The sequence below is a fragment of the Rhizomicrobium palustre genome (assembly GCF_011761565.1).
In the GTDB taxonomy this organism is placed as follows: Bacteria; Pseudomonadota; Alphaproteobacteria; order Micropepsales; family Micropepsaceae; genus Rhizomicrobium; species Rhizomicrobium palustre.
The window spans coordinates 36618-49761 of record NZ_JAASRM010000001.1 but is presented as its reverse complement, the minus strand read 5'-3'; the positions used below and the strand labels follow the sequence as shown (position 1 = coordinate 49761).

Below are 13144 nucleotides of genomic sequence, written 5' to 3'. Positions count from 1 at the left end.
GGCACAAACAAATGCCGCGATGAGGCAGGCGTGAGGGATTCGCGCGAGATTTATTTCCGGTTGGAGAAGCTTCCGTCACGCGCGGCATTGGAGCGCGAATGGCGCGCGCTGGATGCTGCCGGTGCGCATTCCTTCTTTCTCTCCTGGTCCTGGATCAATGCCATGCTGTCGTCCTGGCCCGAGCGTTTTTCGCTTCTAAGGGCATCGCGCGGTGACAGCACGCATGCTCTGGCGCTGGTGACGTGGCGGCATGGCTGGCAAGCCCATCTTTTCCCTGTGCGGCAGGCTTTTCTAAACACCATCGGTGATCCGCAAGCCGATGGCGTGATGATCGAGCATAACGGCTTTGCGCTCGCGGGCGTTGAGGAGGGGGCGCTATGGCTCGGCCTTCTGGAGTTTTTCGCGGAAGGCGCGTTTGGCGCGCGAGAGCTGGTGGTGCCGGGCATGTCGCAGCATAAAGGCGCTTTGCCCCGGGAGATATCTTCGGCGGAGAATATACGCTTTGCCTATCGCACGGATCTGCGCAAAGTGGCCGAGACCGGCGTGGCGCAATGCGTCAGCCGTAACACCCGGCAGCAGCTCAGGCGGAACCTTCGCGACGCCGGCGGTAATGTCGCCATCACGGCTGCGAAAGACAAAGACGAGGCGCTCGCATATTTCGCTGAGCTCAAGGCTTTGCACATCCGCTCCTGGGAAAAGCGGCGCAAGCATCACGCTTTTGATAATCCGATTTTCGAGCCGTTTCATCATGCGGTGATATCCACGGGCATCGAAGATGGCAGTGTCGAGTTGCTGAGGCTCGAGGCTGGATCCCGGCTTTTAGGCTATCTCTATAATTTTCAGCGCAATGGTGTGGTGTCGAGCTATCAAAGCGGCTTTGCGGAGGAGGTGGCCCGCCCGGGCTATCTCTGTCACGCCGCCGCCATGGAGCACTACGCAGCACGGGGGCTGCTTACCTACGATTTTCTTGCCGGAACCAATCAATTGAAATCGTCGCTAGGCCTCGAACGCTATGAATTGTGCTGGCGGCGCTATCGGCGCCCAAGTCTCGGCGTGATCGCAGAGCAATTGGCCCATTGGGCGGTTCAGCGTGCCAAGCCCGCGATGTAAAGACGAAGCGCCGAAAGGCTTGGGTGCAGGAAGAAGGATTCGCGCGCGAAATGGCGGGAGAGCTGGAAACGGCCTTCCTTCAATGCGCTTTTGCCAAGATCGAGCATGTCCCAAGCCCTGACCGCGCGGCAGAGCCGCCGGAGAACCGGATTGCGCACCTGAAGTTCGCTATGCAGCGTGGCAAGATAAGACCACAGAGCTTTCTCGCGCTCCGCAAAGGTGCGGTAAAGGCTGGTATGCGGGCTTACTTCCAATTCGGCGGAAGGCGTCGCACGAAAGAGGATTTTCCGCGCCCGGTCGGTGAGGCGGAAGGAAAAGTCGCGGTCCTCCGCGAGATTTGTCTTCTCCCAATAGAGACCGGCCTCGATCAGAAGCGCCCGCGCGGCTACGATAGTGTCTGTGTGCAATGTTCTATGACGCAGCAACCTGGTCATGGAGGAAACGGGAACCTCGAAGAGATCCGCTTCGTCCTCGATCGGGTAGCGTTGCAGCGCGGGTCGCGCGGGAGCGTACAGATCGGGATCGATCACTTCGCCATTCGCACCTGTCTGCATCGCGGCGAAGAAGAGATCGGCGCCATACGTTTCCATGCCGCGCACTGCGGTGGAGAGGTGATCGCGGCATATCCAGCGATCATCATCATCGCAGAAAGCAACATAGGTACCGCGCGCCAAAGAAATGCCGCGGTTGCGCGCCTTCGAAGGGCCTCCCGTGTGGCGGTCTTCGCGCTTAACCAGCGTGAACCTGCCATCCAACTCGCGCCAGATCTCATCATAGGCTGCCAAGGTCGCTGCGTCGGAGCCATCGTCCAGCACGATGCATTCCAAATCAGTGAGGTCTTGATCCCGCACACAAAGGAGCAAGCGCTTGAGATAGGTGGGGCGATTCTTGGTGGCGATTACCACAGAGACGGCGGGCGGCATCAGCGTGCGCGCCCTTCCGCCAGGCGGGGAGCCCTATAAAGTCTCAAGGAGAGAAGCTGTTTCAGGGCGGCGAGGGTTGGGCGCAAGAGAACGGACTGCAACGCCAGTTCTCGCGCTTCCGCCTGGCGGCCTTCCTGGCGGGCGCTTTGCGCTAGTTCGTACAGCATCCAGGCGCGATAGCCGCGCGCGACGGCCAGCAGTTGTGTATCGTTCATCTGGGTTTCCGCGTGCAGCATGGCGAGGATCACGAAACTGCGGATTTCATCCTCGGTGTAGGATTTGCAGAGTCCTGCGATGGCCGTACGGTCGTAATCGGCCACCACCTCATCGCGATAGACGACACGTTTAGCGCGGTCGAGAAGGCGTAAAGCGAAATCGCGGTCCTCCGCCATAAACAGCTTTTCCCAGTAGAGTCCCGCGCTGTGCAAGAGGTGGCGTGACACCACCATGCTGTTGCAGTGAATGAAGATGTGCTGCATCGCCGCCGCGCGTTCTTTGGGGGCAACTTCGAAGACCCCATCGCTGAGTATCGTTCTGGTCAAGATGTGCCGGATGCGGCCATAGAAATCCGCGCCCAGTACTTCGCCATTCCGGCTGGTCCGCATATTTGCGAAAAAGAAATCCGCGCCATGTGCTATGAGCGCGTCAAGTGCGCAGGAAAGATGATCGCGGCGCGTCCACATATCGTCGTCATCGCAAAACGCCACAAAGGGCGCTAGCGCCGCGCGAATGCCTTTGTTACGGGAAAAGGACGGTCCCTTTGCGCCGCTTTCCTGCCGTAACAGGATGAAGCGCGCGTCAAGCTCGCGCCACAGCTCTTCATAAAGATGCAGGGTCTGATCACTGGACGCATCGTCCACCACGATGCATTCGAAATTGGAAAAGTCCTGGTCCTTGACGCAATGCAAGAGCCTTGCGAGTTGCGCGGGGCGGTCGCGCGTCGCAATGACAACGGAGATGGCAGGCGATTTCGTCATGTTGCGCATCTATACACGAGCTTTGCTGCAATGAGGCGATCAAATGACAAAGCTGTGTGAATTGTTCCGATTGTGACTCCAGTGGCACGTATTCCGCATCGTTAGCGTCATCTCATTTAGCCGACGCGATCTATACAAAAGCATGTCAGTCGGTATTGTGACGGCTTCTGGAGGCCCTCTTCAATGCCGCGTATCAGCGTCGTGATTCCGGCCTATAACGCCGCAGCAACCTTGCGGCGTGCGCTGGAGTCCGTCTTCCGGCAAACTGTTCCGCTTACGGAAATTATCGTGGTGGATGATGCAAGCCGAGATGCCGTCTCCCTTGGCAATGGCGTGCGCGTTCTGCGTCATGACCGGCAGATGGGCGCGGCGGCGGCGCGCAACACTGGCATTCGGGCAGCGGTTGGGGACTGGATCGCCTTTCTGGATGCAGATGATGAGTGGCTGCCGCAAAAGCTCGAGCGCCAATGTGCCCTCTGCGTACCCGGAACAAGCCTTGTCTTCTGCGCCTCGGAAGAATTCGCGAGCGACGGTTCTTCTATGGGCGATACGTTCCGGGGCCGCCCGACGCATGAGGGCGTTGACGCATGGAAAGCCCTGCTGCAACAGAATTTCGTCTCGACACCAACAGTGCTTGCCCCCCGCGAGCTGCTGTTGAAGCTTGGCGGGTTCGACGAACGTTTACGCGTGGGCGAGGATCAGGATCTTTGGGTCCGCCTGGCGCGGGCTGGGAGGCTTTCTTACGTTGCGCAAAGTCTCGCGCGCATTCACGTTCAGCCTGCCTCGCTCTCGGCGTATCGCGCAGAGGACCATGCGCGCTATGTGCTGCCAATGATTATGCGGCATGTGAAGGCTTTCGGCGCGGAACTTTCCGACGCGGAGCGCCGGGCGATATTGGGCGAAAGGCTTGGCAACGCGGGGCGGATCGCGCTTTGCCATGGAGCTCTTATAACTGGAAGCCGCTATCTCTTGCGCGCAGCGCTTCTTGGCCATCGACCGCTTCGAAATCTCGCCGCCATTGTGAAGACGCCGTTGTTCCATCGCCAAATGGCTTGATGTCTATCGTTCCAAAAGGTTCTCACCTTGCGCGAAATTCTACTTCTCATCGCAATCTTGGCCGGGCTCGGTATGACGCTGCGCTGGCCTTTTGTTGGGGTGCTGATCTGGGAGTGGTTCACGCTGCAGAACCCGCATCGCGAGACCTATGGCTTCATGAGCTCAACCAATATGCTCATTGCCGGGGTTACGCTTTTGGCTTGGCTCTTGTCGAAAGAGAAAAAGCTTCCGCCGAACGGTTTTATATTATGGGCCGTGCTGGGCTTTCTTCTCTGGACCACGCTCGGAACCTTCTTCGCTTATGATCCCGCATGGTCCTGGGGCTATTGGGACCGGACCTGGAAGACCTTTGCGCTCGGCATTCTTTTGGCCTCTGTCGTCACCAATCGCGTGCGGTTTCAGGCGGTCGTTTGGGTGGCGGTGATTTCGCTCTTTTACTACGGCGTCAAAGGCGGGCTTTTCACCATCATTACGGGTGGGAATAACCACGTGCTGGGCCCTTCCGGCTCAATGATCAACGACAACAATCAGCTTGCGGTCGCTATGCTGATGAGCCTTCCCTTGGCGCAATATCTGCGTCAGCAAAGCAGCGACAGGCGGGTGCAGTTCGGGCTTCTTGCGGGCATGGTGCTGACGGTGATTGCAGTGATTGGCACCTATTCGCGTGGCGCGCTGATTGGGCTTGCGGTTCTGGGAGTGATGGGGCTGATGCGGATGAAGCATCGCTTCACCTATCTCGCTGTTGCTTCCGCCTTGATCGCCTTCACGCTGCATTTCATGCCCGCTGCCTATTTCGACCGCATGCGGACGATGAATTCGGTGGAGTCTGTCCAAAGTGATGAATCCGTGCACGGCCGCTTGGTCGCCTGGCAGGTGGCGATGCATACTGCCGAAGACTACTTCCCCTTCGGCGCGGGATTTTATGGTCCGCAACTGGCGCCCGTCTTTCACCGCTATTTCCCTGACGAGTTGAATCATGCCGCGCACAGCATCTATTTCCAGGTCTTGGGAGAGCACGGCTATATCGGCTTGATCCTCTATCTTCTCATTCTGGCTGGCGCGTTTTTGAAAACCACCGCGATTATCCGGACGGGACGGCGCTTGCCAGAATATCGCTGGGGTGGAGAGCTCGCCACAGCCCTGCAGGCGAGCCTGATTGTGTTCTGCGTTTCCGGCGCGGCTTTGAGCCTTGCCTATTATGACCTCTTTGTCATTGCGGTGTGTCTGCTGCTTCCCCTCTCGCGGCAGGTGTCGGCGCGGCGGGAGCGGGCTCAATTCCGACCGGCACCCTTGGCGGCAGCGGCGTGATGGCGGAGCTCTCTCCTGCATGGTTTGGCGCTCTCGCCGAAACCACCTTGGCGGCGGGGGAATGCGCTGAAATGGCACGCGAAGGCGATGCGATTTTACCGATCGCGGTGAGCATGCGTGGTGCGCGCGGGCTGACGGCGCCTTACACAACCCGTTATGCCCCTATGGCGGAGAATGTCGAAAGTGCCCGCGCGTTGGGCGCAAAGGCGAAAACCTATGTGCGGACGGTGCTGCGCCTTGATGCGATGGATGCGGAGGATCCGGTGACCGCCGCCTTTCTGGATGGGCTTGGCCAGTCCGGGCTGGCGCTGGCCTGCTATGGCCATTTCATCTGCCGTAGGGAGAAAGTTTCCGGATTCACTTCCTATTGGGCCGAGCGACCCTCTCGGTTGCGCAATACGTGGCGCCGCAAGGCGTCTGCGGCCGAGAAGGCGGGCGCGCAATTCACCGTGCTGCGCGATAATTTTTCCGAGGCGATGAAGCTTTACGAAGCAATCCGGGAAGCCTCTTGGAAGGGAGCCGAGCCGCATCCGGGCTTTCTGCCGCTCATGGTGGAACGTCTTGGTGCGGAGGGCATGGTGCGTATGGGCCTGATGCGCCTCGGCGGAGAGGCGGTAGCAGCGCAGATATGGCTGGTGGCACAGGGACGGGCAACGATCTTTAAACTCGTACACCGGCGCGATCACGATGCCTATTCGCCGGGAACGCTGCTTACCGCTGTGATGGCCGCCGCTGTGCTCGATAGCGATGCGATCGCCGAATTGGATTTCGGCCGGGGTGATGATCCCTATAAGCGCGATTGGGCGAAAGATTGCGTGCGGCGGATCGGCGTCATTGCCGCCAATGTTACAACTACGGCCGGCCTTTCGGTCTATTTGCGCGAAATCCTCCCTATGCGGATGATGCGTGCAATGCGGCGACAGGAAGGGGAAAATCGCGCAGCTTCCGTTGCGTTCCACGCTGCGCCTTTCTTGTCTGCCCCTGAGCGCGAAAGCAAACTGCGGCAGGAGGCGCGCGCATGAGCGAATTCTGGGCAACGCTTGGGAGCTGGTTTCAATTCTTCGGCCACACGGTATTGCCGGTGGCAGCACGCGAATTGCTGCGATGGCTCTATGATTGGCAAATTCTGATCAGCGGGATTCTGGCGCTGGTCGCCGCCCGCCTTTGGGGCAGAGCGGTGATCCGGGCCGCGCGCATCAACGCCCGGGCGCGAGAGGGCAAGCGGCCGAGCTTAGAGGTTGTCGCCTCTCGCACCATCACACCCGCGGTCCACGAACCCCTGCCGCAGCAGCTCCATGCCTTGCGCGAGTGCATCCGCAATACGCTGGGGCGGATGCCTTGCACGGATGAGACCCTCTCCCCTGAGCGCATTGCCGATTGCCGTAAGATCGCGGAGTTTCCGTTTCCCGATCTTCCGCATGCCGATAAGCTTTTTCTGCACCGCTATGAGGCACTGCGTGGCAAGCTCGCAGCGCTCAAATCGGTCCGCGATAGCGACACCTGCCGCAACGCCTGGGAGGCGCTGGTCAAGATCAGCATGGATGCGCGCGACCTCCTAGGCGAAGAGGTCAGCGCAGCGTCCCGCTAAGCGCCATCGCGTCGGCCCGTTCTGAGAATTGCTGGTTCGAGGCCATCACGGCGGCGAGAGTCTTTTTTGCATCGGCTTTGCGCCCAGTGGCATTCTGCACGACCGCGAGATGGTAGGCGATTTCGGCGTTCTGCGGCTCGGCATCATGGGCTTTCTGCAGCGTCGTGAGCGCGCCTTGCACATCTTTGGAAAGCCACTTCACCCAGCCGAGCGTATCGAGCACCGCTGGCGTTTGCGGCGCCAGTTTAGCGGCGCGTTCGGCAAAGGCGAGCGCCTGTTTTGTGTCGCGCTTCTGCAGCAGCCAGGAAAGATTGTTGAGCGCGATCATGTTGTTGGGGTCTGTCTTCAGCACGGTGCGAAACTGTGCCTCGGAGAGGGTAGGGTTGGTCTGCATAAGGCCTTGCGCCAATTCCAGACGCACGGCCATGTCAGCCGGATGTTTATCGGTCCATTCCGCTAACACCTGATCGGCCTCGCGCGCTTTCTTGGCCTGGCGCAGAAGCTGGCTGAGCACGATGACACTCGGCACGCTTGGATGTTTGGCAAAGCCCTGGCGCATAACCATGATGGCTTGGTCTCGCTTGCCTAGCCGCGCCAGCGTGGTGGCGTAAAGAATATCGCTGGTTGCGCTTGGGTCTTTCTGGGTTCCTTCCTCGGCTGTGGCGAGCGCGAGAGAGGTGTTGCCGGTGTCGCTCGCGAAGCGCACCAGCGCGGTGCGGGCAATGGTGAATTGCGGCGCGAGGGCGAGGCTGCGCTTGTAGGCAGCTTCGGCGCCTTTGTTATCCTTCTTCGCAACCAATGCACTTGCCAGAAGAAGCTGGATCTGTGGCGAGTTCGGTAGCGCCGCGGCAAGGGGCCTGAAGGTCGCCAGCGCAGCATCTGTCTGGCCGGAGGCGAGCTGAATTTCGCCCTGCAGCGCCGCCGCGTTGTTATCTTTTGGTGCCCGCTGGCGCGCTGCCGCGACCACGGCAGAAGCTTCCTTGATACGCTTGCGGCTGAGATAATAGCTCGCCAGCGCCAAAGATGGGGTAACGCTCTTCTGATCGCTCGCTGCCGCGCGTTTCAGATAGCCTTCCGCCTTGGCATCCTGACCCAGACGCAAGGAAAGTTCCGCGGCGCGGATCATCGCGGTGCTATTGCCGGGATCGCGGGCAAGGACAGCATCAAGGTCTTTTCCGGCACCCACGGCATCGCCCGCTCCGGCCCGTGCCAGGGCACGATCATAAAGCGCGATCTGAAGCTTAGGATCGAGCGCCAACGCCCGGTCGAAGCTTGCTATAGCGGCGTTGTAGTCCTTACGCGCGATGGCGATCTGGCCTTGATAGAGCGGGCCATAGGCGCTTTTTGGAGCAGCGGCCACCAAACGGCGCGCAATATCGTCAGCACCTTTCAAATCTTCACTGCGCACCAGTGCCGTGATCAGCATGCCGGCGGTGATCTGATCTGCGGGGTCTTTGGCGAAGACATCACGGAGTTGGCGCACCGCCGCCTCATTGTCGCCTGCGCGAATGCTGGCGATGGCGGCCTGGCGCTTAGTCAGATCGCTGCCATGATCGCCCGCTCGGTCGAAATACTCTGTCGCCTTGGCGGATTGGCCAAGGGCGGTATAAGTCTGGCCAAGCAGCATGGCCACGCGCGGGTCGGTGCTATCGTGCAAGGGTTGCAGTGTGTCGAGCGCGCGCTGGGCGTTCTTCTCGCGCAGATATTGGCTGGCCAGGAACAGACGAGGCTCGGCGACATTTGGAAAGCGCGACGCGGCCCCGGAAAGAATTGTCATAGCTACGTCATTATGTCCGGAGAGCGCCGCCATACGCGCAACCATCATCGCGTTTTCCGGTCGCGCATTGATGAACTCGGGCGGCAATGCCTGCGCGATCATCCATGCGCCTTTGGGGTCTTTGGCGCGGTCGAGCAGCATAGCTTTCAGATATTGCGCTTGGGGCAGGGTTTTCCAGCGCGCCAGCACCGCATCGACATCGCCGCGCGCCTTGGCGTCTTGTCCGATCTGCATCAGCACGCTCGCCCGCGCCAGTCGCGACACGGGGGTGTCGGGATACCGGTTCACCAGCGTATCAGCGGCCGGCAGGGCTTCGTTGGCGCGATTGGCCGATTGCAAGGCGCTGATCTTGGTCAGCAGCACGGATTGGTCATTGGGTGCCTTGGCTGCGGCTTCGTTGAGGAGTTTCAGCGTGGTGTCGGTGTCGTGGCGGTCTTTGGCGATGCGCGCGCGTGCGACCAGGGTCTGCACCTCGCGGTTGAAGGCGAGCGCGGTATCGAGATATTGCTGCGCCTCATCGATATGGCCAAGTTCATACTGCGCCAGGGCGCGGGCGCGCCAGGTCGCCGCCGCCAACGGGCTGCGGTCGTCATTGCCTGGGGCGGGGAATTGATCCAGGATCTGCTGGTTCTCGCGCCGCGCCAGCATGGCTTCAAAAAGGATCGGCAAGGCACGCGCGTCTTGCGCGCCAGAACTGCGCGCGGTGCGCAATTCGCGTTCGGCCGAGGCCGCATCCCCGGAGCGCAAATAGGCATAGCCAAGCTCCAGCCGCACATCGGCATTCTTGGGCGCCAAAGCCACGGCATTTTTCAAATACAACACCGCGACATTGGCGCGGCCTTGGCTCATGGCTTGGCGCGCTTGGCGCAAGAGATCACCTAAGCCGGAAGGGCTGTTGCTGGACTGCGGTGGCTGCGTGCCGATAGCGGCGTCAGCCGGCGCACACAGCACAAGAGCGGCGAGCGTCCCATAGAGGGGAAGTTTGGCCATGGCGTTCTCCCATTGATCAGGCGCGCCGCTTCTGGGCGCTCAAAAGGTTGTAGACTTGCGGGCGGCTGATCCCCATCAGCTTGGCGGCCTTGGAGACATTTCCGTCGGAAACGGCGAGGGCCTCGCGCAGCAAGGCGCCTTCGAGTTCGCGCATATGATCGCGCAGGTTAAGGTTGCGTGGCTTGCCGTCGGCGACAAGCTCGAGGTCCTCGGCGGTGATCAGCGGGCCATCGGTCATGATCACGGCACGCTTCACGCGGTTTTCGAGTTCGCGCACATTGCCGGGCCATTTATGGGCTTGCAGCGCCATCAGTGCGTCTTTGGTGAAGCCCTTCAGGTTGCGCCCATGCTCGCGCGCATAAAGACCCCTAAAATGCTGCGCTAGGATGATGGCGTCGCCATCGCGGTCGCGCAGGGCCGGCAGGTCGATGCGAATTTCATTCAGCCGGTAATAGAGATCTTCGCGGAAGCGGCCTTCTTTCACCAGAGCGGTGAGCGGCTGGTTGGTTGCGGAGATCACCCGCACATTGACCGATAATGTCTGACGCCCACCCACGCGCTCAAGCTGCTTGCTTTGCAGAAAGCGCAGAAGCTTGGCTTGCAGAGCCAGCGGCATGTCCCCGATCTCGTCCAGAAAGAGCGTGCCCTTATCGGCGATTTCGAACTTGCCGAGCGTCTGCTTCACGGCGCCGGTGAAGGCGCCGCGTTCGTGGCCGAAAAGCTCGCTCTCCAGAAGATTCTCCGGGATGGAGGCGCAATTTATCGCCACCAGCTTGGCGTTCGCGCGCGGAGAGGATTCATGCAGCGCCCGCGCGATCAGTTCCTTGCCCGTGCCGCTTTCACCCAACACCAGCACGCTTGCATCGGTGCGTGCCACGCGTTCGATGGTCTGGGCGACCTGCTGCATCTGTGATGAGCCATAGACAAAGCCGGGCATGCGCTTATCCGCATAGGCACGAAGGGTACGGTTTTCCTCTTCCAACTCGAACATGCGTTCCGCGCGCTGCACGATCAGCTTCAGGACCTCGATATCAACCGGCTTGGAGACAAAATCGAAGGCGCCACGCGCCACCGCCGCCACGGCCACTTCGCGGTTCGCATTGCCCGACAGGATGATCACCTTGGTTTGCGGCGCGCTCGACAGGATAGCATCAAGAATGCGCAAGCCCTCCGTGGCGCCATCCGGATCTGGCGGAAGTCCGAGATCGAGAATGACAAGGCGGATGTCGCCGTCCTCGAATGCCCGCAGCGCTTCGCTACGCGTGCCGGCCGTGACGACAGGGGCTGGGTGAAGCGCCCATTGCATCTGTTTTTGCAGACCCTGATCGTCTTCGACCAAAAGAATGCGTTGGATTTTGTTGCGCGGTTCCACATTGCGCATCATGACAGCGTCTCCGCATCTTGCGCCTGCGGCAGGATCAGCCACACGCTGGTGCCTTGTCCGACAATGCTTTCCACCTCTATATCTCCGCCCAATTCGCGCATCAGCGCGCGCGCCTGATATGCGCCAATGCCAAGCCCCTTCTTTTTTGTGGTGCGCAGGGGTCTAAAGAGTTCTCGCGCGAGAAATTCCTCGCTCATGCCTGGCCCCTGATCGCGTACGCAAACACATAGCCGCCCTTCGCGCGATACGAGCGACAGCGATACGCTGCCCGGCTCAGGGCTTGCCTCGGTCGCATTGGCGATAACGTGATCGAGCGCGCTTTCGAAGGTCGAAGGCTGGCTCAAAGCCAACGCCTGGGGGCTTTCTTCCGCCACAACCACGCCCGGCCGCTTTCGTGCGCACCGCGATAGAACTTCATTGAGGATAACGCTGCTTTTGGTTTTTGCGGGCCGTGGCGTATCGCCGTCGCGCAGCTTGCCGATCAGTTTTTGCAGATTATCGCCAGCATGGCGGATGGTATCCATCATGTCGGAGCGGAAGGCGGCGTCATCGCCGAACTTCTCCGCGTTCTGCACCAGAAGGTTTAACTGTCCGGCGGTATTTTTTAGATCGTGCAAAGCGAAGCTGACGCGGTTGTTGAACTCGGCAAGCTGCTGACTATCGGCGAGCGCCAGCGCAGTTTGCTCATGTACCAGCGCGGCGGCGAGCTGGCTGGCGATGAGTCCCACCAAGCTGCGATCTTCCCAATCAAGCCTTTTGGCTGCGCGCGGCTTACCTAGAAGGCAAAACGCGATCAGCGTGTTTTGGTGGAACAGCGGCACCACTAGCCAGGCTTCAGGAAAACGCGTTAGCCAGACGCTCTGCGTGCTGGCTTCGATAAAGGCGCAGCCAGGATCCGTCATTGTCGCCAGAAGCGGATCGCTCTCCTGGATTGGGCCCAGATTTTCCCCGAAGGTGGAATAGGCGAGCCGCGCGAATTGTTTCCAGCCTTGGCGACGCACGAAAATCGCGCCTCCTGGGCTATCCAAAAGATCGGACAGGGCGAACAGCGCGCGCTCCGGCCCGCCGCGATCTTCATAGCGGGTGAGCGATTGATTGAACTTCATCCATTCCTGGCGGTAATCGTATTTGTAGCTGTAGAAGTTCTCGTTGATGAAGGTACGGATTTGCGAGCGCACCGTTTCGGCAGAGAGCGCCACGATCAGCGCCACCAAAGACGAGAAGCCCAGCACGATGGCCAGTACCGTCGCGGGGGTGCCGCCGAAATGGCGCACATAAAGCGCGGCCGCGGCAGTGCCTTGAAGGATAATACCCGCTACGATCAGTGTGGCGGAATGAAAGACGACACGGCGCGAGGAATGAACCTTCAGCCGCAAGGATTGGCTACGCACCGCCGTCACCACAAACAACGGCAGGCAGACCAGATAAAGAAGTGGCTCGGCCAGAGCGAAAGGCACGATCATCTCGCCGCCAAGAAGGGGCGGAATTTCGCGCACGATGTGATAGCCGTAAAGGCTTGCCAGCCCCGCGATCAAGAGCTTCACCGACCACAGCCGGGAGCGGCTGGCGTTACGATAAAGGTTTTCGGTGAGGATCAGCCCCATTACCGCCACGGCGAAATGGGTGAGCGGCGGGCTAAGACGAAGACCAAGACCCGTATCGATGGTGCCGTCGCGCACCGTCAGGAAAATGTCAAAGCCAACCAGCAGGGCGGCGCATACCGCAAGTCTGCGCCACAGGCTGTGCTGCGGCGCGTCCTGGCGCAACAGCGCGATGGTAAGCGCGATCCAGCAGCCTTCACGCAAAGATGCCGCCGTACGCGCGATGGCGGGATTGGCGATGTCCGCTCCCACAAGGAGGATCGTAATGGCCCAGAGCGAGGTTGCCGCCGCCGCGATGGAAAGAAATGCATTTGGCCAAGTTCGCTTGCCCCACACGGGCAATGCAACGGAAAATCCGGCAAAGCCGAGCCCCGTCAGGAATCCTGCAAATAGGGAGAGTCCTTGACCCATGCGCCCGAGTTTTTGGTTT

General features: G+C 60.2%; 10 protein-coding genes. 5 read left to right on the top strand and 5 right to left on the bottom strand.

What is annotated here, in order from left to right; genetic code table 11:
* Positions 1-30: 30 nt before the first annotated feature.
* Positions 31-1110 (top strand): GNAT family N-acetyltransferase, encoded by a 1080-nt coding sequence (locus FHS83_RS19715; RefSeq protein WP_167079704.1) that lies wholly within the window; start codon positions 31-33, stop codon positions 1108-1110.
* On the opposite strand, the gene FHS83_RS00205 is transcribed toward FHS83_RS19715, so the two are convergent.
* Both FHS83_RS00205 and FHS83_RS00200 read right to left on the bottom strand, forming a co-directional pair.
* Entirely contained in the window at positions 1086-2033 is a 948-nt protein-coding gene (locus FHS83_RS00205) for a glycosyltransferase (RefSeq protein WP_167079702.1), read from the bottom strand. The two genes, FHS83_RS19715 and FHS83_RS00205, sit on opposite strands and share 25 nt — an antisense overlap.
* Complete coding sequence (locus FHS83_RS00200; protein WP_167079700.1) at positions 2033-3010, bottom strand: glycosyltransferase family 2 protein; 978 nt, start codon at positions 3008-3010, stop codon at positions 2033-2035. Before FHS83_RS00200 ends, FHS83_RS00205 begins: the two co-directional genes overlap by 1 nt.
* 183 nt (positions 3011-3193) lie before the next feature.
* Here FHS83_RS00200 and FHS83_RS00195 point away from each other — a divergent pair, with 183 nt between their 5' ends.
* From FHS83_RS00195 to FHS83_RS00180, 4 genes are read left to right on the top strand one after another with little or no spacing between them, the layout of a single operon-like run.
* The gene (locus FHS83_RS00195; protein WP_167079698.1) at positions 3194-4066 is read left to right on the top strand and encodes a glycosyltransferase family 2 protein; all 873 of its coding nucleotides are present in this window, start codon (positions 3194-3196) and stop codon (positions 4064-4066) included.
* Between the two features lie 27 nt (positions 4067-4093).
* Positions 4094-5374 (top strand): putative O-glycosylation ligase, exosortase A system-associated, encoded by a 1281-nt coding sequence (locus FHS83_RS00190; protein WP_167079695.1) that lies wholly within the window; start codon positions 4094-4096, stop codon positions 5372-5374.
* On the top strand, positions 5374-6396 hold the full coding sequence (locus FHS83_RS00185; RefSeq protein WP_167079693.1) for a GNAT family N-acetyltransferase: 1023 nt from the start codon (positions 5374-5376) through the stop codon (positions 6394-6396). Before FHS83_RS00190 ends, FHS83_RS00185 begins: the two co-directional genes overlap by 1 nt.
* A complete protein-coding gene (locus FHS83_RS00180; protein WP_167079691.1) occupies positions 6393-6962 on the top strand; it encodes a hypothetical protein in 570 nt (189 codons plus the stop codon). The genes FHS83_RS00185 and FHS83_RS00180 overlap by 4 nt, the downstream gene beginning before the upstream one ends.
* Here the strand turns inward: FHS83_RS00180 and prsT are convergent.
* The 3 genes from prsT to prsK are packed head-to-tail and all read right to left on the bottom strand — an operon-like array spanning position 6943 to position 13125.
* Positions 6943-9729, bottom strand: coding sequence for an XrtA/PEP-CTERM system TPR-repeat protein PrsT (gene prsT / locus FHS83_RS00175; protein WP_167079689.1), 2787 nt, complete (start codon positions 9727-9729; stop codon positions 6943-6945). The two genes, FHS83_RS00180 and prsT, sit on opposite strands and share 20 nt — an antisense overlap.
* A gap of 16 nt (positions 9730-9745) precedes the next feature.
* Entirely contained in the window at positions 9746-11113 is a 1368-nt protein-coding gene (prsR, locus tag FHS83_RS00170) for a PEP-CTERM-box response regulator transcription factor (protein WP_208414145.1), read from the bottom strand.
* Positions 11110-13125 carry an XrtA/PEP-CTERM system histidine kinase PrsK gene (prsK, locus tag FHS83_RS00165; RefSeq protein WP_167079687.1) on the bottom strand — a complete coding sequence of 672 codons (2016 nt, stop codon included), beginning with the start codon at positions 13123-13125 and terminating at the stop codon, positions 11110-11112. Before prsK ends, prsR begins: the two co-directional genes overlap by 4 nt.
* Between the last annotated feature and the right edge of the window lie 19 nt (positions 13126-13144).

Bases quoted from the DNA above. Each gene is read 5' to 3' on its own strand.
- FHS83_RS00205 (WP_167079702.1), bottom strand. From the start codon at position 2,033: ATGCCGCCCGCCGTCTCTGTGGTAATCGCCACCAAGAATCGCCCCACC.
- FHS83_RS00200 (WP_167079700.1), bottom strand. From the start codon at position 3,010: ATGACGAAATCGCCTGCCATCTCCGTTGTCATTGCGACGCGCGACCGC.
- FHS83_RS00195 (WP_167079698.1), top strand. From the start codon at position 3,194: ATGCCGCGTATCAGCGTCGTGATTCCGGCCTATAACGCCGCAGCAACC.
- FHS83_RS00185 (WP_167079693.1), top strand. From the start codon at position 5,374: ATGGCGGAGCTCTCTCCTGCATGGTTTGGCGCTCTCGCCGAAACCACC.
- FHS83_RS00180 (WP_167079691.1), top strand. From the start codon at position 6,393: ATGAGCGAATTCTGGGCAACGCTTGGGAGCTGGTTTCAATTCTTCGGC.
- prsT (WP_167079689.1), bottom strand. From the start codon at position 9,729: ATGGCCAAACTTCCCCTCTATGGGACGCTCGCCGCTCTTGTGCTGTGT.
- prsR (WP_208414145.1), bottom strand. From the start codon at position 11,113: ATGATGCGCAATGTGGAACCGCGCAACAAAATCCAACGCATTCTTTTG.
- prsK (WP_167079687.1), bottom strand. From the start codon at position 13,125: ATGGGTCAAGGACTCTCCCTATTTGCAGGATTCCTGACGGGGCTCGGC.